The 23,107-nt window shown below is 68.1% G+C and carries 25 protein-coding genes; 11 read left to right on the top strand and 14 right to left on the bottom strand.

Translation table 11 applies throughout. From position 1 onward, the window contains the following. Positions 1–114: 114 nt before the first annotated feature. The 3 genes from sorB to V5F48_RS02130 form a co-directional block, all read right to left on the bottom strand. Complete coding sequence (gene sorB, locus V5F48_RS02140) at positions 115–450, bottom strand: SorB family sulfite dehydrogenase c-type cytochrome subunit (protein WP_463595204.1); 336 nt, start codon at positions 448–450, stop codon at positions 115–117. 11 nt (positions 451–461) lie between these two features. Next, complete coding sequence (sorA, locus tag V5F48_RS02135; protein WP_394039625.1) at positions 462–1,685, bottom strand: SorA family sulfite dehydrogenase catalytic subunit; 1,224 nt, start codon at positions 1,683–1,685, stop codon at positions 462–464. A gap of 179 nt (positions 1,686–1,864) precedes the next feature. Continuing rightward, the gene (locus V5F48_RS02130; RefSeq protein WP_394039623.1) at positions 1,865–2,527 is read right to left on the bottom strand and encodes a 2-hydroxychromene-2-carboxylate isomerase; all 663 of its coding nucleotides are present in this window, start codon (positions 2,525–2,527) and stop codon (positions 1,865–1,867) included. Positions 2,528–2,693: 166 nt separating this feature from the next. On the opposite strand from V5F48_RS02130, the gene V5F48_RS02125 reads away from it, so the two are divergent. Both V5F48_RS02125 and V5F48_RS02120 read left to right on the top strand, forming a co-directional pair. Then, positions 2,694–2,942: a hypothetical protein gene (locus V5F48_RS02125; protein ID WP_394039621.1), complete on the top strand. Its 249-nt coding sequence runs from the start codon at positions 2,694–2,696 to the stop codon at positions 2,940–2,942. Then, complete coding sequence (locus V5F48_RS02120; protein ID WP_394039620.1) at positions 2,939–3,385, top strand: hypothetical protein; 447 nt, start codon at positions 2,939–2,941, stop codon at positions 3,383–3,385. Before V5F48_RS02125 ends, V5F48_RS02120 begins: the two co-directional genes overlap by 4 nt. 151 nt (positions 3,386–3,536) lie before the next feature. On the opposite strand, the gene V5F48_RS02115 is transcribed toward V5F48_RS02120, so the two are convergent. Further along, positions 3,537–3,998 (bottom strand): DNA polymerase III subunit chi, encoded by a 462-nt coding sequence (locus tag V5F48_RS02115; RefSeq protein WP_394039618.1) that lies wholly within the window; start codon positions 3,996–3,998, stop codon positions 3,537–3,539. A gap of 255 nt (positions 3,999–4,253) precedes the next feature. Here V5F48_RS02115 and V5F48_RS02110 point away from each other — a divergent pair, with 255 nt between their 5' ends. Beyond that, positions 4,254–4,493, top strand: coding sequence for a hypothetical protein (locus V5F48_RS02110; RefSeq protein ID WP_394039616.1), 240 nt, complete (start codon positions 4,254–4,256; stop codon positions 4,491–4,493). A 309-nt stretch (positions 4,494–4,802) separates the two neighbouring features. Here the strand turns inward: V5F48_RS02110 and V5F48_RS02105 are convergent, their stop codons facing one another. From V5F48_RS02105 to ffh, 3 genes are all read right to left on the bottom strand, one after another. Beyond that, complete coding sequence (locus tag V5F48_RS02105) at positions 4,803–6,302, bottom strand: leucyl aminopeptidase (protein ID WP_394039614.1); 1,500 nt, start codon at positions 6,300–6,302, stop codon at positions 4,803–4,805. A gap of 331 nt (positions 6,303–6,633) precedes the next feature. After that, positions 6,634–6,999, bottom strand: coding sequence for a 30S ribosomal protein S16 (gene rpsP / locus V5F48_RS02100; RefSeq protein ID WP_394039612.1), 366 nt, complete (start codon positions 6,997–6,999; stop codon positions 6,634–6,636). A gap of 126 nt (positions 7,000–7,125) precedes the next feature. Continuing rightward, positions 7,126–8,664, bottom strand: coding sequence for a signal recognition particle protein (gene ffh, locus V5F48_RS02095; RefSeq protein ID WP_394039610.1), 1,539 nt, complete (start codon positions 8,662–8,664; stop codon positions 7,126–7,128). 343 nt (positions 8,665–9,007) lie between these two features. Here ffh and V5F48_RS02090 point away from each other — a divergent pair, with 343 nt between their 5' ends. Then, a complete protein-coding gene (locus V5F48_RS02090; protein WP_394039608.1) occupies positions 9,008–9,904 on the top strand; it encodes an alpha/beta fold hydrolase in 897 nt (298 codons plus the stop codon). Between the two features lie 455 nt (positions 9,905–10,359). On the opposite strand, the gene V5F48_RS02085 is transcribed toward V5F48_RS02090, so the two are convergent. Next, a complete protein-coding gene (locus V5F48_RS02085; RefSeq protein ID WP_394039606.1) occupies positions 10,360–10,965 on the bottom strand; it encodes a hypothetical protein in 606 nt (201 codons plus the stop codon). 158 nt (positions 10,966–11,123) lie between these two features. Here V5F48_RS02085 and V5F48_RS02080 point away from each other — a divergent pair, with 158 nt between their 5' ends. Both V5F48_RS02080 and V5F48_RS02075 read left to right on the top strand, forming a co-directional pair. Continuing rightward, positions 11,124–11,393 carry a DUF6460 domain-containing protein gene (locus V5F48_RS02080; RefSeq protein ID WP_394039605.1) on the top strand — a complete coding sequence of 90 codons (270 nt, stop codon included), beginning with the start codon at positions 11,124–11,126 and terminating at the stop codon, positions 11,391–11,393. Between the two features lie 6 nt (positions 11,394–11,399). Continuing rightward, entirely contained in the window at positions 11,400–12,725 is a 1,326-nt protein-coding gene (locus tag V5F48_RS02075) for an MATE family efflux transporter (RefSeq protein ID WP_394039603.1), read from the top strand. Here the strand turns inward: V5F48_RS02075 and V5F48_RS02070 are convergent, their stop codons facing one another. Then, on the bottom strand, positions 12,726–13,112 hold the full coding sequence (locus tag V5F48_RS02070) for a DUF952 domain-containing protein (RefSeq protein ID WP_394039601.1): 387 nt from the start codon (positions 13,110–13,112) through the stop codon (positions 12,726–12,728). It abuts the gene before it with no gap. Between the two features lie 324 nt (positions 13,113–13,436). Between V5F48_RS02070 and V5F48_RS02065 the strand changes: the two genes are divergently transcribed. Continuing rightward, the gene (locus tag V5F48_RS02065) at positions 13,437–14,114 is read left to right on the top strand and encodes a S24 family peptidase (RefSeq protein WP_394039599.1); all 678 of its coding nucleotides are present in this window, start codon (positions 13,437–13,439) and stop codon (positions 14,112–14,114) included. 11 nt (positions 14,115–14,125) lie between these two features. On the opposite strand, the gene V5F48_RS02060 is transcribed toward V5F48_RS02065, so the two are convergent. Together V5F48_RS02060 and V5F48_RS02055 are read right to left on the bottom strand one after the other, a co-directional pair. Next, positions 14,126–15,754: a cisplatin damage response ATP-dependent DNA ligase gene (locus tag V5F48_RS02060; protein ID WP_394039597.1), complete on the bottom strand. Its 1,629-nt coding sequence runs from the start codon at positions 15,752–15,754 to the stop codon at positions 14,126–14,128. Continuing rightward, on the bottom strand, positions 15,751–16,797 hold the full coding sequence (locus tag V5F48_RS02055) for a ligase-associated DNA damage response exonuclease (protein ID WP_394039595.1): 1,047 nt from the start codon (positions 16,795–16,797) through the stop codon (positions 15,751–15,753). Before V5F48_RS02055 ends, V5F48_RS02060 begins: the two co-directional genes overlap by 4 nt. A 65-nt stretch (positions 16,798–16,862) precedes the next feature. Between V5F48_RS02055 and V5F48_RS02050 the strand changes: the two genes are divergently transcribed. Further along, positions 16,863–17,789: a class I SAM-dependent DNA methyltransferase gene (locus V5F48_RS02050; protein WP_394039593.1), complete on the top strand. Its 927-nt coding sequence runs from the start codon at positions 16,863–16,865 to the stop codon at positions 17,787–17,789. Between the two features lie 48 nt (positions 17,790–17,837). Here the strand turns inward: V5F48_RS02050 and V5F48_RS02045 are convergent, their stop codons facing one another. After that, a complete protein-coding gene (locus V5F48_RS02045; protein WP_394039591.1) occupies positions 17,838–18,344 on the bottom strand; it encodes a tyrosine phosphatase family protein in 507 nt (168 codons plus the stop codon). After that, the gene (locus V5F48_RS02040; RefSeq protein ID WP_394040139.1) at positions 18,341–18,955 is read right to left on the bottom strand and encodes an HD domain-containing protein; all 615 of its coding nucleotides are present in this window, start codon (positions 18,953–18,955) and stop codon (positions 18,341–18,343) included. The genes V5F48_RS02045 and V5F48_RS02040 overlap by 4 nt, the downstream gene beginning before the upstream one ends. A gap of 247 nt (positions 18,956–19,202) precedes the next feature. Between V5F48_RS02040 and V5F48_RS02035 the strand changes: the two genes are divergently transcribed. The 3 genes from V5F48_RS02035 (at position 19,203) to V5F48_RS02025 (ending at position 20,602) form a co-directional block, all read left to right on the top strand. After that, positions 19,203–19,670 carry an NUDIX hydrolase gene (locus V5F48_RS02035; RefSeq protein ID WP_394039589.1) on the top strand — a complete coding sequence of 156 codons (468 nt, stop codon included), beginning with the start codon at positions 19,203–19,205 and terminating at the stop codon, positions 19,668–19,670. Between the two features lie 47 nt (positions 19,671–19,717). Then, positions 19,718–20,122, top strand: a complete 405-nt coding sequence (locus tag V5F48_RS02030; protein WP_394039587.1) for a TIGR02301 family protein — start codon at positions 19,718–19,720, stop codon at positions 20,120–20,122. Positions 20,123–20,329: 207 nt separating this feature from the next. Continuing rightward, positions 20,330–20,602, top strand: coding sequence for a hypothetical protein (locus V5F48_RS02025; protein WP_394039585.1), 273 nt, complete (start codon positions 20,330–20,332; stop codon positions 20,600–20,602). Positions 20,603–20,787: 185 nt separating this feature from the next. Here the strand turns inward: V5F48_RS02025 and acs are convergent, their stop codons facing one another. Then, positions 20,788–22,743 (bottom strand): acetate--CoA ligase, encoded by a 1,956-nt coding sequence (gene acs / locus V5F48_RS02020; protein WP_394039583.1) that lies wholly within the window; start codon positions 22,741–22,743, stop codon positions 20,788–20,790. Positions 22,744–23,107 lie beyond the last annotated feature (364 nt).

Below are 23,107 nucleotides of genomic sequence, written 5' to 3'. Positions count from 1 at the left end.
TCGATCACGTTCTAGAGCGTTTTCCGCTCGCCTTGGCTCACGGTAATCGCTCTAGAATATTGTTTTGACGCATTTTCTTCACGCGAACCGGTATCCACTTCGCTCGAAAATGCTCTAATAGGTCGCCGCTAGATAATCGATAATCGCCTTGGCGTCGTCATTGTCGATCGGGGCATGGTAGGCCGAGATCATCTTGTGGACTTCAGCCTCCCAGAATGGCCGTCCCATCTTTGGCGGCTGGGTGGTGATGTAGTCCGCCGAGTGGCATGCGGCGCAATTGTTCTGCGCCGCCTCGATCCCCGGTCCGGGCTTGAAGACCGCGGTCTCCTCCGGGAGCTCGTAGGTCAGGGGCTTGGCCGCGGCCAAACCGGCGAAAGCTCCGGCGAGCGGCCCGGCGACGGTACCGGCGATCGCGACCGCCATGGCGAGGGATTTGAGACGGTGTTTCATAGCTCTGTCCCTCACCCTGCTACGACGTTTGTGGTCTCGACGGCGCTGCGCAAGTAGCCGGATGGGTTCCAGCTTGCCGCCATGGGCTGGGTCTGGCCGAGGGTGTTGGTCGCCCGCACCATGAGCGCCTGCCTGCCGGCGGGCAGCGTCACATGCGCGGTCCATTCGCGGAACGAGTATTTGCCGAGATCCGCGCCGAGCGATGCGGGGATGAAGGTCTTGCCTCCGTCGGGCGAGACCTCGACCCGTGCGATTCCCGAGCCGCCGTCGAAGGCAATCCCGCGCAATAGCACCGGCTTGCCCGCCGCCACCTTCGCGCCATCAAGAACGTTGGTGAGAAACGAGCGGACGGCGAAGCGGCCGATGGGCACGGTCTTCTCGGGCTTCCCGCCCGCGGGCACGCAGGCGCAGTCATTGTCGGGGATGCGATAGGCCGTGCTCATCCAGAAATTGTCGAGCGGGGTGTCGAGAACGGCGATCTGGTTGAGGTGCTTGACCCAGTAGGTGCCGAAGTAGCCCGGGACGACGAGGCGAAGCGGGAAGCCGTTCAGCCAGGGCAGGTCCTCGCCGTTCATCTGGTAGGCCAGCATGACCTCGCCATCGAGCGCGTGATCAAGTTTCAGCGACTTGGCGAAGCGCGGCGTCTCCGGGATGACGGGACCGTCGAGCCCGGTGAAATACACTTCCACGGCCCCGCTGGCGATGCCGGCCTTTTCCAGCACCGCTTTCAGGGGCACGCCTTTCCACCGGGCATTTCCCATCAGTCCGTTGCCGGCCTGCCCGCCGCCCACGCGCGGCTCGAAAAAGCCCCGGCTGTTGCCCGAGCATTGATGCACGGCGACGTATTCGACCGGATCGAACCTGGTCTTCAACTCGTCGAGCGAGAGCGAAAGCGGCGTCGAGACCTTGCCCTTCACCTCCAGGCGGAAGGCGGCCGGGTCGATCTCGAGCGGGATGTCAGCCAGATGATAGCGCACGAAAAACGCATCGTTCGGCGTCAGGATCCCCTCGTTGAACACGGAAAACGGGGTTTCGAGCTGCGGCGGACGCGAGGTCAGGCCGATCAGCGCCCGCTTGCCGGGATAGGTCACAAGCGGCCGCTCGCCGTTGCCGAAGGGAAGTGTGACGGTGGTTTCCGCGGCGGAGGCCACGGCCCGGGAGCCAGCGATGAGCCCGGCCCCATAGCCCAAGACCATGCCGCCGACCGACTTCAATGCCTGTCGTCTCGTGACCATTGCATGTCCTCCCGTCCGGACCGGCCCGGTTGAATTCGGCCTTGTCTCAATTGACCCGCTCCGAGTTTGCCCGAAGCTTGGCTGGATGGCTCACACTCTTTTCGCGCTCGTCAAAGCCGATCCGGCATCCCCATGGTCCGACCGCCCCCGATCCTGCCAGCATTGCGGCGGAAGGGCTCTCACGCGGTCGGCCGGAACGGTGGGCGGCCGCTGGCGAGGGCGTCGTCCAGCAGTTCGATGCGGTCCTGCCCCCAGAACACCTCGCCGTCAAGCACATAGGACGGGGCGCCGAATACGTCCGCCGCCATGGCCTTGGCCCGATTGTCCAGATAAGCGGCTTTCGCCGCCTCGCCCTCGGCCGCTGCGACGAGGCTGGCGCCGGGCAGGCCCACGGAATCAGCAAGGGCGGCGATGACCTCCGGCAGGGCGAGATTTTCCTGCCGCTGCCAGACGCCGGAACAGATGCGGGCGATCAGGGCATCCACCGGCAGGCCGGCCTGAAGGGCGGCGATGATGGTCTGGTCCGCCAGCGCGCCGTCGAAGGGCCAGAAGGCCGGCGCAAGATGAAGCTCCACCCCGCGCTTCGCCCGCCAGCGCTGGAGTTCCACCAGCCGGTAGCGCTGGCGCTCCGGCGCCCGTTTGGCCAGCGGCAGGCCGCCGGTCTGCGCGAACACCGGCCCCAGCTCCACCGGATGGAAGGCCACGGTGGCCTTGTGCCGCTGCGCCACGGCCATGACGGGCGCGTGGCCGAGGAAGCTCCACGGGCTGACGCAGGAGAAGAAATAATCGATGCGGCGGGCGGCTGTGGTCGCGGGTGGTGTGGTCAGGTCTGGCGCGGTCATGGGCCGGAGGGTCCTGTGGGCGGTGGCTGGACGGGATCAGGCGGCACGGATCAATTGCCGCCTCCGACAGTTGTATACGCAGGTTAGCTTGACAGGGATCAAGCTTGACAGGGAAACGCCGGTGGTTCCCTCTCAGGCGGCCCGCAGGGTGGTCCGGGAGGCATCATTGGGCGAAGAGCAGCATACGGAATTGATGCGGCTCCAGAGCGAGCTTTCGGGCGCGGCCCTGAAGGCGGCCATGGAGACGGACGCGGCGGGCCTTGATGGCGCCGCGGATGCGGGAAGCGGGGGCGCGCGGCGCGCGGTGCGGATCAATCCCCTGGCCTGGATGGCGGTGTCGTTCCTCGCCGGGGTGGTGGTGGGCGCGCTGCTGCGGCCGGTGACGATCGTGCGCACGGGAAGGAACTCGGAATGAACTTCGATCAGCTGGCGCGGAACCTCAAGATCCTGCTGCGCACCAACACCATCATCGCCGAGATCCACCTGCGCCATGTGGCGGCGCGGGCGGGCCTGTTCGCCTTCGCGGCGCTGGTGGCGAGCTTCGGCGTGGTGATGCTGGGGGTGGCGCTGTTCCTCGCGCTCGAGGCCTCGCTGGGCGCCATCTGGGCGGCGGTGGTGGTGGGCGCCGGCGGGCTGGTGCTGGCCCTCATCGTGGCGGTGGTCGGGGCCACGCTGAAGCCGGCGCGGGAGCTCGGCCTTGCCAACCAGGTGAACCAGGCGGCCATGGATGCGGTTCAGGCGGAGATGAAGGCCACCTCGTCCAGCCTGTCCCAGTTCGCCTCCTTCGCGGCGGTGCCGGGGCTGGTGGTGCCGATCCTCACCTTCCTGCTGAAGGCCTTCCGCCGCCCGACGGCGTGAGCGGGCTTCGCTCAGACGCCGCGCGGGCGTGGTTCGTGCGTTGTTTTCGCTCAAGCGCCGCGCGGGCTTCGCTCCTGCGCTGTTTTCGCTCAGACGCCGCGCGGGCTTCGCTCCTGCGTTGTTTTCGCTCAAGCGCCGCGCGGGCTTGGGATCACGCCTTGCGCACCCAGCGGCCGTTTTCGTCCTGCTGCCAATAGGTCAGCTCGTGGCCCTGCGCCGTGGCGGCGGCCTTGGCCTCGCGCCAGCGCTCGCGGGCGGCGGCCACCTGCTCGTCGTCCCGCCCGTCGAACAGATGCACCACCCGCACATAAGGCGCCGAATCCGCCAGCGGCACGGCGTCCACCAGAAAGCGAACCTGCGCGCCGTTTGGATTGGCCTCGCTGGTGGCGAGGAGCACCGGCTGGCGCTCCGGCACCGGCTGGGCCTCGGTGCCGTGGGGCAGGAAGGAGGCATCGCTATAGGTCCACAGATGCGCATCGAGCGCATCGCGCCGCTCCGCCGAGCCGCACTGCACCACGCACCGCCAGCCGCGCTCCAGCGACTTCTCCAGAAGCGTCGGAAGCACCTGCTCCAGCGGGCGGCGTTCAAGGTGGTAGAAGAGGATTTCGGTCATGGCCGGGGCGGGTGAGGGGCGGGTTGAGGTTAGAGCAATCCCAGCAAAAGTGTGAAGCGGTTTTGCGTTGGGAATTGCGATGAAACAAAGGTTTGGAGCACGTTCCGGTGGATTTGCACCGGGAATTCGGCCGCGTCCTCCTGTCTCCGGGCGTCCTCCTGTCTCCGGGCCTCCTCCTGTCTCCGGGCGTCCTCCCGCCATTCGGGGCGGCCGTGGCGCTTGACCGGGGCGGGGACGCCTTCCATATGCGGCTCCATGAGCCTGATCCACAACGAGCGCACCAAGCTGATGGCCAATGCCCTCGACCGGGCCTCCACCGCCTGTCTCACGGTGGGCGCGTTGGGACCGGCGGTGGCCTCGCTCTATGGATTGGGCGCCGCCGGCGCCGCGGCTGCGTCCCATGGCGTGCTCATCGCCCTGGGCAGCCTCTTTTGGCTGGCTGCGGCCGGTGTGCTACACTTCATGGCAAGAAGCGTGCTTGGACGACTGATATGACCGGCCTCTGGCTTTATGCGTATGTGGTGCTGCCGCTCGTGGTGATCGCCATGGGCTATGCTGCCGTGCGCCTGACCGAGCCCCATCCCCCGCACGCCGGCCCGGCCGAGTAGTCTCTCGGGGTATCCCGCAGAGGCTGCGCCCCTCGCGCCCAGCCCTTCGCCCCTACATCCCCGTCATCCTCCGGCTTGACCGGAGGGTCCATGGCGCCGCTTGTCCCATCGCTTCGGCGGCTGTGCTGGCCGGCAGATGGGCCCTCCGGTCGAGCCGGAGGGCGACGGTGGAAAGGGGAAAGAGAGGCGTGCCGCCTCAGCCCTCGTAATGATCCTTCACCAGCTGGTTGAGCAGGCGCACGCCCCAGCCCGAGCCCCAGCTCTTGTTGATGTCGGAGGCTGGCGAGGACATGGCCGTGCCGGCGATGTCCAGGTGCGCCCACGGGGTCTTGTCCACGAAGCGCTGGAGGAACTGGGCGGCGGTGATGGAGCCGGCATGGCGGCCGCCGGTGTTCTTCATGTCGGCGAACTTGGAATCCACCAGCTTGTCGTATTCCGGGCCGAGCGGCATGCGCCACACCCGTTCCCCGGTCTCCTTGCCGGCGGTGGCAAGGCGCTCGCTCAGGTCATCGTCGTTGGAGAACAGGCCCGCATATTCCGACCCCAGCGCCACCAGGATGGCGCCGGTGAGGGTGGCCAGGTCGATCATGAACTTGGGCTTGAACTGCTCCTTGGCGTACCAGAGCACGTCGCACAGCACGAGCCGGCCCTCGGCATCGGTGTTGATGATCTCGATGGTCTGGCCGGACAGGGAGGTGACGATGTCGCCGGGGCGCTGGGCGGCGCCGTCCGGCATGTTTTCCACCAGGCCGATGAGGCCCACCGCGTTCACCTTCGCCTTGCGGGCGGCGAGCGCATACATGAGGCCGGTGACGCAGGCGGCGCCGCCCATGTCGCCCTTCATGTCTTCCATGCCGGCCGCCGGCTTGATGGAGATGCCGCCGGTGTCGAAGGTCACGCCCTTGCCGATGAAGGCCACGGGCGGCTCGCCCGCCGGCCCGCCGTTCCAGCGCATGATGACGACGCGGCTTTCCTTGATGGAGCCCTGGCCGACGCCCAGCAGCGTGTGCATGCCGGCGCGGGCGAGGGCGGCGTCGTCCATCACTTCGATCTCGACGCCCACCGAAGACAGGTGCTCCTCGGCGCGGCGGGCGAACTCGGGCGGGTCGAGCACGTTGGCGGGCTCGTTTACCAGGTCGCGGGCGAACAGCACGCCGTCGCCCACCGCATCGGCGGCGGTGACGGCGCGCTTGGTGCCGGCCTCGTCGGACACCAGCAGGGTCACGGCGAGGGCGCCGCGCTCGGTGTCGTCCTTCTTCTTGGTCTTGTAGCGGTCGAAGCTGTAGGTGCGCAGGCGGATGCCGAGGGCCACTTCGGCCGCGGCCTCGGCGCCGATCTTGGCGCCCGGCAGGTCGAGCACGACCGTCGCCTCGCGGGCGGAGGACGGGATCTTGCCCGCCGCCACGCCGCCCAGCTTGAGGAAATCGGCGGGCTTCAGCTCCGCCGCCTTGCCCACGGAGATCACCACCAGGCGCGGCGCGTCAAGGCCGGCGGGGGCGAGCAGGTCGATGGTGCTCCAGGCCTTGCCCTTGTAGCGCTCGGCGTCGAAGGCGCGGGTGACGGCGGCATCGGCGGCGCCCTTGAGGAGCTTCTGCGTCTGCGCGCCGAAGGCAAGGGTCTCGTCGGTCAGCACGATCAGCACGCCCTTGGGGGCGGCGGTGAGCCGTGCGAACGAGAGGGTGACGGGTTCGGACATGCGAGGCTCCGGGCAGGAAGGCTTTTCAAGGAATCGGTCTGTTGCCTTAGTCTCTAGACCGGCTGGCGCGCGGGTGAAACCGCGCAAGCCGCCGCGCCCGAGCTTTAAGGCTCCCGTCTAGATGGGATGCCGGCTGGGGATGGAAAGAGCGCAGCGGCACCCGGCGCCGCGATTTCGGCGGCGGACCGAAGGGAAGCCGGCATTCGGCGCGAGCTTTTCGGCGCAAGTCCTTCGGCGCATCAGCCTCCCGGGCAAAAGAAAAGGGGGGCGACGGGCGCCCCCCTTTGAACTGTCAGAGACGAGGCCGCGCGGGCGGGCCTCAAGGCCAGCCTCACTCGGCGGCGGCGTCCTCGGTGCCGGCGGCGGCCTTCTCGGCGCGCTCCTTGGCGCGCTCCTTGGCCTTCTCGCCGGGCTCGCCCTTCTTGGGGTTGTTCTTGGCATCGCGCTTCAGCAGGCCGGCGGCATCCAGGAAGCGGGCGACGCGGTCGGTGGGCTGGGCGCCCTTTTCGAGCCAGGCCTTGGCCTTGTCGGCGTCGAGCACCACGCGGTTCTCGGCATCCTTGGCCAGCAGCGGGTTGAAGGTGCCGATCTTCTCGATGAAGCGGCCGTCGCGGGGCGAGCGGGCGTCGGCGATGACGATGCGGTAGTAGGGGCGCTTCTTGGCGCCACCGCGGGCGAGACGGATCTTCAGGGACATGGGTTTCTTCCTTTGGTCGTTCGATTAAGTGATCGTGCGATTAAGTGATCGTGCTGGTCGGGATCGTCAGGCCCGGCCTGTGCCGGGCCTGACGATCCCGGCCGTGACGGAGAGTGGAAATCCGCGTTACTTCTTCTTCGAGCCTCCCAGTCCAGGAAGGCCTTTCGGCAGGCCCGGCAGGCCGCCGGGGAATTTGGGCGGCAGTCCGCCCGGCAGGCCGGGGAAATTGGGGGGCAGCCCGCCCGCACCACCGGGGCCACCGGCGCCCATCTTGTCGGCCATGTCCTTGAGCATTTCCGGTGAAGGTCCGCCGCCGCCGAAGCCCATCATGCCGGCAAGGCCCGCCAGCGGGCCGCGCTTGCCGGCGGGGCCGCCCAGCGACTTCATCACGTCGGCCATCTGGCGGTGCATCTTCAGGAGGCGGTTGATCTCCTCCACCTTGGTGCCGGAGCCGGCGGCGATGCGGCGCTTGCGCGAGGCGTCGAGCAGTTTTGGCGCGCGGCGCTCCTTGGGGGTCATCGAGTTGATGATGGCCACCTGCCGCTTGAACACCTTGTCGTCGAGATTGGCGGAGGCGATCTGGTTCTTCATCTTGGCGACGCCGGGCAGCATGCCCATGAGCCCGCCGAGGCCGCCCATCTTCGCCATCTGCTGAAGCTGGCTGCGCAGGTCGTCGAGGTCGAAGGTGCCCTTGCGCATGCGATCGGCGGTGATCTTCGCCTGCTCGATGTCGATGGCCTCGGCGGCCTTCTCCACCAGCGCCACCACGTCGCCCATGCCGAGGATGCGGCCGGCCACGCGATGGGGGTCGAAATCCTCCAGCGCGTCCATCTTCTCGCCGGTGCCCAGCAGCTTGATGGGCTTGCCGGTGACCGCGCGCATGGACAGGGCCGCGCCGCCGCGGCCGTCGCCGTCGGCACGGGTCAGCACGATGCCGGTGAGGCCGACCCGGCCGTCGAAGGCCTTGGCGGTGATCACCGCGTCCTGGCCGGTGAGGCTGTCGGCCACCAGCAGCACTTCGTGCGGGTTGGTGGCGGCCTTCACCTCCGCCACCTCGGCCATGAGCGCTTCGTCCAGCGTCACGCGGCCGGCGGTGTCGAGCATGACCACGTCGTAGCCGCCGAGCTTCGCCGCCTCGATGGCGCGGCGGGCGATCTGCACCGCGCTCTGCCCGGCGACGATCGGCAGGGTCGCCACCTCCACCTGCTTGCCCAGGGTGGCCAGCTGCTCCATGGCGGCGGGGCGGCGGGTGTCGAGGGACGCCATCAAGACCTTGCGCTTGCCGCGTTCGGTGAGGCGCTTGGCGATCTTGGCGGTGGAGGTGGTCTTGCCCGAGCCCTGCAGGCCCACCATCAGGATGGGGACGGGGGCGGGGGCGTTGAGGTCGATGGGATCGGCGTCGGAGCCCAGGGTGGCGACCAGCTCGTCATGGACGATCTTGACCACCATCTGGCCGGGGGTCACCGACTTGATGACCTCCACGCCCACGGCGCGATTCTTCACCCGGTCGGTGAAGGAGCGCACCACGTCGAGGGCCACGTCCGCCTCGATCAGCGCGCGGCGCACCTCGCGCATGGCCTCGCCCACGTCGGCCTCGGTGAGGGCGCCGCGCCGCTTCAGCTTGTCGAGTATGCCGCCGAGGCGGTCGGAAAGGGTATCGAACATGGCCGTCCGTGGTTTGGGTTTCACATGAGACGGGCCGGTGCCGGCCCCGCGCTCGCATCAAGACGACAACGCATCAAGACAACGCAGATCGCGCCCGAGGGCGCAACGCGCTGTCGGGCGGTGACCTCCGGACTCAAGGTCCGGTCGGCGGGATCGGCATGGCCGTCCTCGTGAAGTGCGGGTGGTTAGCACCTTTGCGGGCGGGAGGCAAATTCCCGATCGTTGTCGTCGCGGCGGGTTGATTGTGCGGCGCGCAGGCAACTGGCGACGCGACACTACTGCGCGCGGTCATTTGAGGCCATAGTTCCCCGCGCGCGCCGGGCTGCGGCGACGGAGGGATTTTATGTCTGACACGGCCACGACCGGCGCCACCCCTGCGGCTGCGCAGGTGGTCCCCTTCCCCGCGGATTTCCGGACCCGGGAGATCGCGACCAACGGCACCACGATCCATGTCCGCTTCGGCGGCAGCGGGCCGGCTGTGGTCCTGCTGCACGGCTATGGCGAGACCGGCGACATGTGGGGCGCGATGGCTGCCGCTCTGGCGCCGGCCCATACCGTGGTGGTGCCGGACCTCAGGGGCATGGGGCTTTCGGCAAAGCCGGACGGCGGCTTCGACAAGAAGACCCAGGCCGGCGACGTGGCCGGCGTGCTGGATGCGCTGAACATCGCGAAGGTCGCCCTCGTCACCCATGATATCGGCAACATGGTCGGCTTCGCCTTCGCCGCCCTCCATCGCGAGCGGGTGACGCGGTTCGCCCTCATCGACGCGCCGCTGCCGGGTGTCGGCCCGTGGGAGGAAATCCTCAAGAATCCGCTGCTCTGGCATTTCCGCTTCGGCGGCCCGGACATGGAGCGGCTGGTGGAGGGGCGCGAACGCATCTACCTCGACCGCTTCTGGAACGAATTCTCCGCCGATCCCAGCCATTTCGGCGAGGCGGCGCGGGCGCACTACGCCGCGCTCTATGCCTTGCCGGGCGCCATGCGGGCCGGGTTCGCCCAGTTCGCCGCCTTTGATCAGGATGCGATCGACAACCAGGCCTTCCTCGCCGCCGGCAAGCTCACGGTGCCGGTGCTGGCGCTGGGGGGCGAAATGTCGTTCGGCCTGACCATGGCGGAGGTGATGAAATTCGCCGCCACCCATGTCGAGGGCGCCGTCGTCCCCGGCAGCGGGCACTGGATCATGGAGGAGAATCCGGCCGCGACCGTCGCGCTGGTCAAGGCCTTCCTCGCCGCCGGATGAACGGGATGCCGGACGGGAGCCGGCGTCGCGGGCTGCCGGCGCGGCAAATCACGGCGTCTCTGATTCGAAACGCTCGCGGTGCGCGCATGGGGACTTGTCATCATCCGAGGGCTGAGTAAGCATACATCGATCAGGTCAATGGACACTCAGATGATGACTTCAGAGCACCGAGTCACAGAACACGAGGTTGGGGTAGCGGTATTGCGGATTCTGATTGCGGAGCCGAGCGGTTCCGCTACCATTTTTCGTCTGAAAAAGGAAATCCCCAACTATCTATCTCTTTCGTCTTTAGATCGAGAGCCCTCATCGACGCGAATCGGTGAAGAGGTTTGGGAGCAACAGGTGCGTAATTTGGTTTCGCACCGAAATGCGGCGGGTAATATCGTAGCGGAGGGCTTCGCATCATATTCGCCGAGGCGACTCACAATCACCGATGCAGGTCGTCGCCACATCAGCTAGGCCTGTTTTGCAAATTTGGCTTTATAGCCGGGCTTGAGCCATTTCAGCTCTGTCGTTTTTGGTGCGTCTCTATCCCAAACAAACCATGCGTAAGCGGTAGTTCCGCTTCCTTGCTGGACAGCGCCTGCGGGATAAAATGTGATGCGCTCACTAAAAACCCAAACCCGACTAGGAGGGGTTTCGGTAAAGATAGTATTGGCTCTGTTTGCCCCTTCTAAGAAGGCTAAGCGGAGAAGGAGGGCAAATTTTCGTTTGGCAAGGCGCGTGCCATTATGAACAAAGCCTTCTGCCGCATTGTATGGCGGGTTTGTAACTATGTTGTCAGACCGTCTATTTGTCGTAAGAAAATCGATTCCAACGTCTCCAAAACCTCGGTTGTATAGATCTGAGCTCGCAACAGATCTTGCTGCCTTTTCGAGAACCTTCGACATTGCGCCGTCGCCACAGGCGCATTCCCAAACCTCGCCATCGAATTGTTCATTGTCGATCAGGGCATAAGTCGCCCAGGCCGGGGTCGGAAAGAAGTCCGGTCCGTTTAGGTCGGCGAAGCGCTTGATTGTCGGCTTGAAACCGCCGTTCAAATTGTAAGTCGCGTCAGACATGGCAATCCTCAGGTTCGAATAAAATATATACGAATCAATTACTTATGATACCATTAATCGTTGAGTCAATTTGCCCCATGCTGTGCGCTCCGTTAAGCCATCGCTCCCCAATGTTGTGGAAGCTGTGCTAGACCAGCCGCCCGACAGGAGGACCCCCCATGCCCGAGAACAACGAGATCACCCGGTTCTTCGGCGGCTCGCCCGCCTGGGTGCTGGTGCGCCTCGTCCTCCTTTCGGTGGTGGTGGGCGTCATCCTCGCGGCGCTGGGGATCGACCCCATGAACATCCTCACCAGCCTGGAACGGCTGGTGCGCAGCCTGTTCAACTTCAGCTTCGAGGCGGTGGAGCGGCTGTGGCGCTATTTCCTTCTGGGCGCCGTGGTGGTCATCCCGCTCTGGCTCATCCTGCGCCTCCTCGGCCGGCGCTGATCGCCCATGACCCTCGCCGCTTCTGACGGGCGGGTCACGCACGCGCGCGTGCTCGCCATCGCGCTGCCCATGACGGTGGCGCACCTCACCACGCCGCTGCTCGGCATCGTGGATGCGGCGGTGGTGGGGCGGCTGGGGGATGCGGCGCTGCTGGGCGGGGTGGCGCTCGCCGCCGTCATCTTCGACATGCTGTTCTGGGTGTTCGGCTTCCTGCGCATGGGCACGGTGGGCCTCGCCGCCCAGGCCGTGGGCCGGCGCGACGGCGTGGAAGAGCGCGCCGTGCTGGCCCGCGCCCTGCTGCTTGCCGGGGCGCTGGGGCTGGCCCTCATCGCCCTTCAGGCGCCCATCGCCTATGCCGCCATCGCCCTTGCCGGGGCGAGCGAGGAGGTGAACGCGGCGGTGCGCGCTTATTTTGACGTGCGCATCTTCGCCGCCCCCTTCACCCTGGCCAATTATGTGGTGCTGGGCTGGCTGGTGGGCCTCGGGCGCACCGGCCGCGCTCTGGCGCTGCAGGTGGGCATGAACCTGCTCAACATGGCGCTCACCGCCGGCCTGGTGCTCGGCGGCGGCTGGGGCGTGGTGGGCGCGGCCGCCGGCACGCTGATGGCGGAGATCGCCGGCGCGGCGGCGGGGCTGCTGTTGTGCCAGAGGATGCTGGGCCGTGCCGTCGCCCTGCCGCGCGGCGTGCTGTTCAACCGGGCGCGGCTCGCCGAATCGTTCCTGCTCAATCGCGACATCATGATTCGCACGGCGGCGCTGATGTTCGCCTTCTCCTTCTTCGCGGCGCAGGGCGCGCGGGCGGGGGATGTGACGCTGGCCGCCAATGCCGTGCTGCAGAACATGGTGATGGTGGCCGCCTATTTCCTCGACGGCTTCGCCACCGCCGCCGAGCAGATCTGCGGCGCCGCGGTGGGCGGGCGCCGGCGGGCGGACTTTTCCGCCGGAGTGCGGCTGTGCCTCATCTGGGGTCTGGTGTTCGCTCTGGCGGCCTGCGCGCTGTATCTCGCCATCGGCCCGGCCATCGTGGATGCCATGACCACGAGCGAAGAGGTGCGCGCGGCGGCGCGCGATTTCCTCATCTATGCCGCGCTGCTGCCGGTGGCGGGCGTTGCCGCCTATGCCTTCGACGGGGTCTATATCGGCGCCCTGTGGTCGCGCGACATGCGCAACCTCATGCTGTGCGCGCTCGCGGTTTATCTTGTGGCCTGGTGGGGGCTGCGGGGGCTGGGCAATCACGGCCTGTGGCTGGCCTTCCTCGCCTTCCTCGTCGCCCGCGGGGCGTTTCAGGCCCTGCGCCTGCCGGCGCTGGAGCGGCGCACCTTCGAGGCGTGATCAGGCCAGATCGGGGAAGATGTGGGCGCCATCCGGCCCCGGCGGCAGGTCCTTCACCCACCGCACGGCGGTGAGCGGCAGGGGGCCGTAGAGGTGGGGGAAGAGGGCGCCGCCGCGGGAGGGTTCCCAGCGCAGGGCATGGCCGAGGGGAGCGATGGCCACGGCGACGAGCTTCAGGTCGCCCGCGCCCTTGAAATGCCGCGCCGCCGTCTCCCGCACCTGCGCGGCGGTGGAGAAATGGATGTAGCCGTCCGCGTGGTCCACCGGCGCACCCGAGAACACGCCATCAGTCTCGGCCTGAGCCCACAGGGAAGCCGGGCAGATCTTGAAGATGACGGTAGGGCAAGGTTCGGCGGGGGACAGGTCGGCGGGGGACAGGTCGGGCACGGGGCAGCTCCACGACGGGGATCTTCAGCCGCCCCCTTATACCAAAGCCTCGGTCTTTGACCGATGCCGAGAGGGCTGCGCTCTACACCTCGAGTGTTCCCGAGGTGTAGATTTTTGACACTGATTCCAGCAACAGCCGGAACCAGGCGCGGCGCGGGCCTGCACCAGCGGCCCATGAGCCAAGCTCACCGGCCGCAGGTAGTACGCGGGATCGAACAAAGCAGCAACCTCCTGCGTCTCAGGGTTGCATCAGGACAGAAGTCCTGTACAAAAAGGGAACAAATTCTTATTATCCAGACTCACGTACGGGGATACGGAAGCTCCATGCTCACTCACGGCCAGGTCTGGCGCGCCATCGACCAGCTCGCGGAACAGCATGGGCTGTCCACGTCGGGGCTGGCGCGGCGGTCCGGGCTCGACCCCACCACCTTCAACCGCTCCAAGCGCATCACCACGGACGGCCGCCTGCGCTGGCCGTCCACCGAGAGCATCGCCAAGGCGCTGTCGGCCACCGGCACCAGCGCCGAGCTGTTCTTCGCCATGCTGGTGCCCGCCGACGAGCGCCACGACGGGCCCCACGGCTTCGCCGAGAGAAACCGGCCGTTTACGGGGCCTATCCACGCCATCCCGCAGATCGGCTTCGCCCAGGCGGGCTCGGGCGGCTTCTTCGACGACGCCGGCTTTCCCGTGGGCACCGGCTGGGACGAGATCGCCTTTCCCGAGGTGGACGACCAGCACGCCTATGCGCTGGAGATCGCTGGGGATTCCATGCAGCCGGTCTATCGCGACGGCGACATCGTGGTGGTTTCCCCCGGCACGCCGGTGCGGCGCGGCGACCGGGTGGTGGTGAAGACCCGGGAGGGCGAGGTCCTGGCCAAGGAACTGGTGCGCAAGACCACCCGTCATGTGGAACTGCGCTCCCTCAACCCCGCCCACGAGGACCGGCAGATTCCGCTGGACCAGCTGGAGTGGATGGCCCGCATCATCTGGGCGAGCCAGTAGGAAAGTAAATCCTACCGCAGCAGCGCTTCCAGCGTCTCCAGCCGGTCGGCCTCTCCCGGCGGCTTGTCCCACCGGAGGCGGGCGATGCGGGGGAAGCGCATGGCGATGCCGGAGCGGTGGCGGGTGGAGCGGGAAAGGCCCTCGAAGGCCACCTCCAGCACCAGCCCTTCCTCCTTCTCGTGCACCACCTCCCGCACCGGGCCGAAGCGGTTGATGGTGGCGCGCCGCACGAAGGCGTCGATCTGCTTCAGCTCCTCGTCGGTGAAGCCGAAATAGGCCTTGCCCACGGGCACCAGCACGTCACCCTCCTCGCCCTGCGTCCACACCCCGAAGGTGTAGTCGGAATAGAAGGACGAGCGCTTGCCGTGGCCGCGCTGGGCATACATGAGCACGGCATCCACCGTGTGCGGATCGCGCTTCCATTTCCACCACGGCCCCTTGGGGCGGCCGGGCAGATAAGGGCTGTCGGCGCGCTTGATCATCACTCCTTCCACCGCGTCGGCATCCGGCCCGGCGCCGGCCGAGGCGGGGTCGGCGCGGGCGCGGGTGAGGTCGTCCCAGCCGGCGAAGGGCACCAGCGGAGAAAGGTCGATGCGCGGCGACGACAGTCGCGCCGCCAGCGCCTCCAGCCGCGCCCGGCGCGCCGCGAAGGGCAGGGCGCGCAGATCTTCCCCGCCCTCCACCAGCAGGTCGTAGGCGCGGATGTGGGCGGGAAATTCCGCCAGCATCTTCACCGTGACGCTTTTGCGGTTGAGCCGCTGCTGGAGCACGTTGAACGGCTCCACCCGGCCCTCGCGGACGATCAGCAATTCGCCATCCATGGCGCCGTCGAAGGCGATGGCGTCCGCAAGATCGGGGAAGGCCTCGGAGATATCCTCCCCGGTGCGGGAATAAAGCCGCACCGCCCGCGCCCCGTCCGGCCCGGTGCCGGCCACCGCCTGCACGCGGATGCCGTCCCATTTCCATTCGGCGCTGAAATCGCCGGGGTTAAGGTCGGCGAAATTGGCTTCCTCGATGGCGTGGGCCAGCATCACCGGGCGGAACGGGGCGGGGTTGGAGGTCTCAGGCCGTGGCCCACGACCCTCCACCCAGGCGAACAGGTCCTCGTAAGGCGGCGCGAGGCCGGGCCAGACCAACTCCACCTCATCCGGCGTAAGGCTTCCAAGGCTCGCCACCGCGGTCTTGGCGAGGCGGGCGGAGGCGCCCACCCGCATGGCGCCGGTGATGAGCTTCAAGAGCGCCCAGCGGCCGGTCTCGTCCAGCCCGTCCAGCCAGTCGGCAAGGCGGCGGGGCAGGGTGGACCGGGAGAGGGTGGAGAGGCCGTGGACGATCTCGGACAAGAGCGGCGCGTGGGCGGGGGTGTCCTCCAGCTTCGGCCACATGAGGGCGACGGTTTCCGAGAGGTCGCCCACATAATCGTAGGACATCTCGAACAGCACCGGGTCGGCCCGCTCCATGATGAGGGCGCGCACCACGCCGGGCTTGGCATTGGCGAAGGAGAGCGCGCCGGTGAGCGCGGCCAGCGCAAAGCCCCGCTCGGGGTCCGGCGTGGTGCGGAAATAGTCCGCCATCAGCCGGATCTTGGCATTGCGCCCAGCCTCGTAGGACATGCGGTCGAGCAGGGCGGCGAAGCGGTTCATGGTGCCGCTCCCGGCGCGGGGTCCTCAGTGGGAGCCGCCTCCTCGTCCTCCTCGCCATAGCCCACCATGTGGAGCGGGCGGGCGCGCAACTGGCGGGTCTGGGCCCAGTGCACCAGGGCATCCTCGGCGCCGTGGGTCACCCACAATTCCTCGCAGCCGGTGGCGTGGATGGAGGCGCAAAGGCCGTCCCAGTCCGCATGGTCGGACACCACCAGCGGCAGCTCCACGCCGCGCTGGCGGGCGCGGGCGCGCACCCGCATCCAGCCGGAGGCAAAGCAGGTGATGGGATCGGCGAAGCGCCGTGCCCAGATGTCGGTCATGGATGAGGGCGGGGCGATCACCACCGCCCCGGCGAAGGCGGCCTTGTCCGTGCCCTTCACCGGGCGGATGTCGCCCAGGGCCAGGCCCTGCGTGCGGTAATAGTCGGTGATGGCGTCGAGGGCGCCGTGGACGTAGATCGGCGCATCGTGGCCGGCGGCGCGCATCAGCGCCATCATGCGCTGCGCCTTGCCGAGTGAATAGGCGCCGACGATATGGGTGCGCTCGGGGAAGATGCGCACCGAGGCGAGCAGCTTGTCGGTCTCCCCCGCCGCCGGCGGATGGCGGAACACCGGCAGGCCGAAGGTCGCCTCGCTGACGAAGACGTGGCAGCGCACCGGCTCGAACGGCGCGCAAGTGGGGTCGGCGGCGTCCTTGTAGTCGCCGGACACCACCATCACGAGCCCGTCCTTCTCCAGCCGGACCTGGGCCGAGCCGAGCACATGGCCGGCGGGATGCAGGCTCACGCGGACGCCGTTGATGGCCACCGCCTCGCCGAGGGCCAGCGCCTGCGTCGCGCCGGCAAAGCCTGCGCCATAGCGGATGGCCATGAGGTCCAGGGTCTGCCGGGTGGCGAGCACATAAGCGTGGCCGGCGCGGGCATGGTCCGAATGGCCGTGGGTGATCACCGCCCGCGGCACGGCGCGCGTGGGGTCCACGTAGAAGTCGCCGGCGGGGGAATAAAGGCCCTTGGGCGAGGGGCAGAGCAGGTCTTCCGGGCGCATGTCTTTATCGCAGGGCTTGCCGCCTATATGGGAAGCGCAAAGCGGTTTCGCGAGGTTTCGGTCCAGTGGCTCACAGCGCCTTCACTCATCTGTCCGGCGATCCCGTGCTCGACCGGCGGCTCGACTGGGCCCGCGCCTTCCTCGCCGAGGGCGATGCAAGCGCCTGCGCCGAGCTGCTGGCCGAGACGGTGGCGGACGCGCCCCATTTCGCCGCTGCCTGGTTCCTGCTGGGCGAGGCCCGCGCCGCGCTGGCGGACCGCGACGGCGCGGCGGAGGCCTTCGCCCGGGTGCGCGCGCTCGATCCCGACGACGCGCTGGGGGCGGGGCTGCATCTGGCCCGGCTCGGCGCTGCGCCGGCCGAGGGCGCCATGTCGGCGGCCTATGTGCGCACCCTGTTCGATCAATATGCCGACCGCTTCGACACCGCCTTGCGCGACAAGCTCGCCTATCGCGGGCCGGAGCTGCTGTTCGAGGCGCTGGCGCGGGCGGCATCCGCGCGGGGCCGCACGCTCGCCTTCGCCGAGGGGCTGGACCTGGGGTGCGGCACGGGGCTCGCGGGAGTGCTGTTCGCGCAGGTGGTGGAGCGGCTTGCCGGCGTGGATCTCTCCCCCGCCATGCTGGAGAAGGCGGCGGCCCTCAACCTCTATGCCCGGCTGGAGGCCGGCGAGATGGGCGCGGCGCTGGAGGCGGTGCCGGACGCGAGCCTCGACCTCGTTCTCGCCGCCGATGCCCTGTGCTACGTGGCGGACCTTGCCCCCATCCTCCGCGCGGCGCGGCGGGCGCTGCGCGCGGACGGGCTGTTCGCCTTCACGCTGGAGACCCATGAGGGCGACGGCGTGATGCTGCGCGACACCCTGCGCTACGCCCATTCCGCCGAGCATGTCCGCGCGCTGGCGGAGGCGGCGGGGCTCGCCATCGTGCTGCTGGAAGAGGCGTCCACCCGCGCGGAAAAGGGCGTGCCGGTGCCCGGCCTCGTCTGCGTGCTGGGGTGACGCCGCCCCTCTCATCCAGCACGCGCGCGCCGGCCCGATCGACCCGCCTCAACTCACCGGCAGGCTGAAGGGTTCGCCCTCGAACGCGTCGGTGCCGCGGCCGATGGCGTGGATGGCGGCCACCATCCGTCCCTCCCGCTTCAGCACCGTATCGGCCAGCGACACGATGCGCGGATTGGGGGTTGCGGTCGCCGAGGCGTGGCGCAGGCGCTGGGCCAGCTCCATCTCGTCGCGCTCCGGCAGCAGCGCGCACAGGGTGGCATAGGCCGCCGCGGTGGAGCGCGAGATGCCGGCATAGCAATGGATCACCAGAGGCGCCTCGCGCGGCCAGGCATGCACGAACTCGAACAGCTCGTGCATGTGGGTCTCGTCCGGCGCCACCATGCCTTCGATTTCCTCGACGATGTCGTTGATGCCGAGGAACAGATGGTTGGTGGGGTCCACATTGCTCGGACGGGTCAGAACCGTGTTCCCGTTGATGAGCGTGATGACATGCCGCGCGCCCGTGGTCTCGACCGTCTCGTGCAGCTTGGCGAGGGAGCAGACATGGATCATGGCTTCAGCTCCTCGAACCGTTTCAGAAACCGCGCTTTTGCGGTTTCCGCCTCCCATGGGGTGAGATAGTCCTTTTCCGCCGCATCGTCGAGGCGGGGCGGACGGCCGAAGAAGGCGCGTGCCTCCTCGGCGGCGAATCCGGCAAGGCGGGTTGCCTCGAAATAGGCTGCGGCGTGGTCCGATGCCTTCACGATCTTGACCAGGGGCGCGGGCCAGAGCGTCGGCAGGCCGAAGCGGATGGAGATGGCATTCAGCAGCCGCGCCTCCACCGCCTTGTAGTCGCCCCCCAGCACCGCCTTGAACGGCGAGATCATGTCGCCGATCACATATTCGGGGGCGTCGTGCAGCAGCACGCACAGCCGCCAGCGCGGATCGAGATCCGGATGGGTGCGGCGCGACAGGCGCTCCACCAGCAGCGAGTGCTGGGCCACCGAAAAAATGTTGGCACCGGAGGTCTGCCCGTTCCAGCGGGCGACGCGGGCGAGGCCGTGGGCGATATCCTCGATTTCCACGTCGAGGGGGGAGGGATCGAGCAGGTCGAGCCGCCGCCCGGACAGCATGCGCTGCCACGCTCGCGGCGGCGCCGGCTGTTTCCGGCGGGCGGGCGACAGGCCCGGCGCGGGTTTCGCCGGTGCCTCGGGCGGGGCTTGCGGCGTCTGCCCGGGCGGGGGCGCGTCCCCGGCGGGGGGGACTTGGTCCTTCATCTTGGCCGTCACGAATCGCGTGCTCCACGTTGACGGGAAGGGTAAGCTCCGGCCCACCCACGACAAGCCGCCCGTTACGGGCGGGCCGAGCCTTTCCGCCTGTCCCCCTCGTTTCGAGCCGTTCAGGCCGAGCCTTCCCACCGCGAGCTTTGCCATGACCGAGACCCTTTCGCCGCAGACGCCCGCCGCCGCGCCGCGCCCGCCGGTGCGCCCGACGCTGGCGGCCAGCGCCGCCGTGTTTCGCGGCCCGCTGGTGCTGCTCGCCCGCCGCGCCGCCAATCCCGGCGCCGGCCTGTGGAGCCTGCCCGGCGGCCGGGTGGAGCCCGGCGAAACCCTGGCCGAGGCCGCGGTGCGCGAAGTGATGGAGGAAGTGGGGGTGACGGCGGACATCGTCGGGTTCGCCGCCGCGCGCGACATCATCATCCGCGACAAGGCCGGGGAGCTTGCCGCCCATTTCGTGGTGATCGCCCACGCCGCCCGCTGGCGCGCGGGCGAGCCGCAGCCGGGCGCGGAGGCGGCGGAGGTGGGCTGGTTCCGCCCCAACGAGGTGGCGGCCCTGCCCACCACGGAGGGGCTTGCCGAGGTGGTCGCGCAGGCGGCCCTTCTGGTGATCGAGCCTTGACCGCAAGCCCGCCGCGCCGCAGGAGTGGATGCGGAAACGGCAAGGTCATGCGCATCCTCGTTCTTCTCACCGTCGGCGTGCTCGCGCTCTCCTCCCCCGGTCTCGCACCGCCAGCCTTGGCCGCGGGCCCGACCGAGGGCGCCCCGCCGCCCTATGATTCCGACCTCATGCGGCTCGCGGAGATCCTCGGCGCGCTGCATTACCTGCGTCCCCTGTGCGGCGTTGCCGCCGAGGGGCAGCGCTGGCGCACCGAGATGCAGGCGCTCATCGACACCGAGCAGCCCTCCGAGGCGCGCCGGATGAAGATCATATCGAGCTTCAACCGCGGCTATTCCAGCTATGCGGAGGTCTACCGCGCCTGCACGCCGGCGGCGCGGGTGGCGGTGGAACGCCAGCTCGACGAGGGCGCGCGCCTCGCCCACGACATCGTGGTGCGCTACGGCGGAAACTAGCGCGCTATCGAGCGAAGTGGATGCCGGTTGGCGCGAAGAAAACGCATCGGAACAAGACGCTGGAGCGATTGCCGCCCGCCATGCGAATGGAAGGCGTCCTTGATGCTCCTGCGTTAACCTTTTGGTCAGAACTCCCCTGAACGCCCGCGCACGGCATGCTAGAGAATGCGGAGCGCCGCAGGATTTTCGCGGTGCGGAGGCCTTGCCGTGTCGACCTTGCCCACCCCAGCCATCGCCCTTCCCGAGATCGCTGACATGGCCGCGGACGACCGCCACGCCGCGCTCACCTATCTGAACGATGCGTGGGTCGAAGCCGTGCGCGAGGGGCTGGACGAAGACTGCCTGGTGCAGGCGGCGCTGTTCACCGCCCTGCGCAGCCTCGTCGCCACCTACGGCGAGACCGCGAGCGCCGAATTCGTCACCCGCCTCGCCGAGCGCGTGGAAACCGGCGAATATACCATCGCTGGCCTGACGCACTGAGGGGGCGGCGCAAGGCGCCTGTTCATTTCGCAAAGCTCGTGAAGGGTGCAAGTGACTCCGGGCGCGTGCGGAATCGCCCGTGGGGCCACATCCCCGTTATGCCGGGACCAGCCCGCCCATAGCCATCCCCAAAACAAAACCGGCGCCCCGAGGGGCGCCGGTCTCGTTTCAGAAGGCGGTGCGGCTCAGGCCGCCGCGTCGCGCTTGTTCTGGCGGTTGTGGATGAGGTCTTCCACCACGCCGGGATCGGCGAGGGTCGAGGTGTCGCCCAGGCTCTCGAACTGGTCCTCGGCGATCTTGCGCAGGATGCGGCGCATGATCTTGCCCGAGCGGGTCTTGGGCAGGCCCGGCGCGAACTGGATCAGGTCCGGCGAGGCGATGGGGCCGATCTCGCGGCGCACCCAGTTCACCAGCTCCTTGCGCAGTTCCTCGGTGGGCTCCTGGCCGTCCATCAGGGTGACATAGGCGTAGATGCCCTGGCCCTTGATGTCGTGGGGGAAGCCCACCACGGCGGCTTCCGACACCTTGGGATGGGCGACGAGGGCGCTTTCCACCTCCGCCGTGCCCATGCGGTGGCCGGAAACGTTGATCACGTCGTCCACGCGGCCGGTGATCCAGTAGAAGCCGTCCGCGTCGCGGCGGCAGCCGTCGCCGGTGAAGTACTTGCCGGGATAGGTGGAGAAATAGGTTTGCTCGAAGCGCTCATGGTCGCCGTAGACCGTGCGCATCTGGCCCGGCCAGCTGTCGGCGATCACGAGGTTGCCCTCGCAGGCGCCGTCCAGCACCTTGCCTTCCGCGTCCACCACCTCGGGCAGCACGCCGAAGAAGGGGCGGGTGGCGGAGCCGGGCTTCAACTTGGTGGCGCCGGGCAAGGGGGTGATGAGGATGCCGCCGGTCTCGGTCTGCCACCAGGTGTCCACGATGGGGCAACGCTGCTCGCCCACCACGCGGTAGTACCACTCCCAGGCTTCCGGATTGATGGGCTCGCCCACCGAGCCGAGCAGGCGCAGGGAGGACCGCGAGGTCCGCTTCACCGGCTCCTCGCCCGCCTGCATCAGCGAGCGGATGGCGGTGGGGGCGGTGTAGAAGATGTTCACCTTGTGCTTGTCGATCACATCCCAGAAGCGCGACACGCTGGGATAATTGGGAATGCCCTCGAACATCAGCGTGGTGGCGCCGTTCGCGAGCGGGCCATAGACGATGTAGGAATGGCCGGTCACCCAGCCCACGTCGGCGGTGCACCAGTAGATGTCGCCGGGGTGGTAGTCGAAGATGTATTGATGCGTCATGGACGCATAGACGAGATAGCCGCCGGTGGTGTGCAGCACGCCCTTCGGCTTGCCGGTGGAGCCGGAGGTGTAGAGGATGAACAGCGGATCTTCCGCGTTCACATGCTCGGCCGGGCACTCGTCGGTGACCATGGCGCAGGCTTCGTCGTAATAAACGTCGCGGCCGGGGAGCATGTCCACCTTGCCGCCGGTGCGGCGCACCACGATCACATGGTCCACGCCCTCGGGAATCTGGGCGACGGCCGCATCCACATTGGCCTTCAGCGGCACCTTGCGGCCGCCGCGCAGGCCTTCGTCCGCGGTGATGATGCATTTGGAGCCGCAGTCGGCCACGCGGCCGGCGAGGCTGTCCGGCGAGAAGCCGCCGAACACGATGGAATGGACGGCGCCGAGCCGCGCGCAGGCGAGCATGGCGTAGGCCGCCTCGGGGATCATCGGCAGGTAGATGGTGACGCGATCGCCCTTCTCCACGCCACGGTTGCGCAGCACGTTGGCGAGCTTGTTCACCTCGGAGGACAGTTCGCGATAGGTGATGTTGCGGCTCTCGTCGGGGCTGTCGCCCTCCCAGATGATGGCCACCTGGTCGCCGCGGGTCTCAAGGTGACGGTCCACGCAATTATAGGCGACGTTGGTGATGCCGTCCTCGAACCACTTGATGGAGACGTGGCCGGGATCGAACGAGGTGTTCTTCACCTTGGTGTAGGGCGTGAACCAGTCGATGCGCTTGCCGTGCTCGCCCCAGAAGGCATCCGGGTCGTTCACCGAGGCGGCGTACATGGACTGATAGTGCGCATCATCCACATAGGCCTTCTCGGCCCATTCGGACGGAACGTCATAGATCTTGTCGGACATGCTCTTGCCTCCCTCGCGCGGGCGCGTTTCCCGCGATCCTTCGTTGCGGCGGATTGTTCCGCCTTGGTTGGGCCGGATTATGGGGAGAGGCAGGAAGCTCCACAAGGCGGTCGCGGGGCCGACTTTGGGTGCATAGCCCTTCGTCGCCTCCGCAAGAGCCCGCGCCGGCCGGCCTGCATCGCAGGCCGATCATGCAAGGTGTTCTCTTGCCTCGTTCTCTTGCCTCGCGTTCGCGGCCGTCCCCGCGGATTGGCCCGATGCAACCGATCGGACCGTCCCGGTGGAAATGCTGCCCCGCACCTCTCCTGTCCCGCACCTCTCCCGAACCGTTCACACATGCCGCGGCATCCCGGCATTTCACCGT

The sequence above is a fragment of the Xanthobacter autotrophicus ATCC 700552 genome (assembly GCF_043194565.1).
Taxonomy (GTDB): domain Bacteria; phylum Pseudomonadota; class Alphaproteobacteria; order Rhizobiales; family Xanthobacteraceae; genus Xanthobacter; species Xanthobacter autotrophicus_F.
Note: the sequence above shows the minus strand (reverse complement) of the source record. Positions and strands in the feature narration are given on the sequence as shown.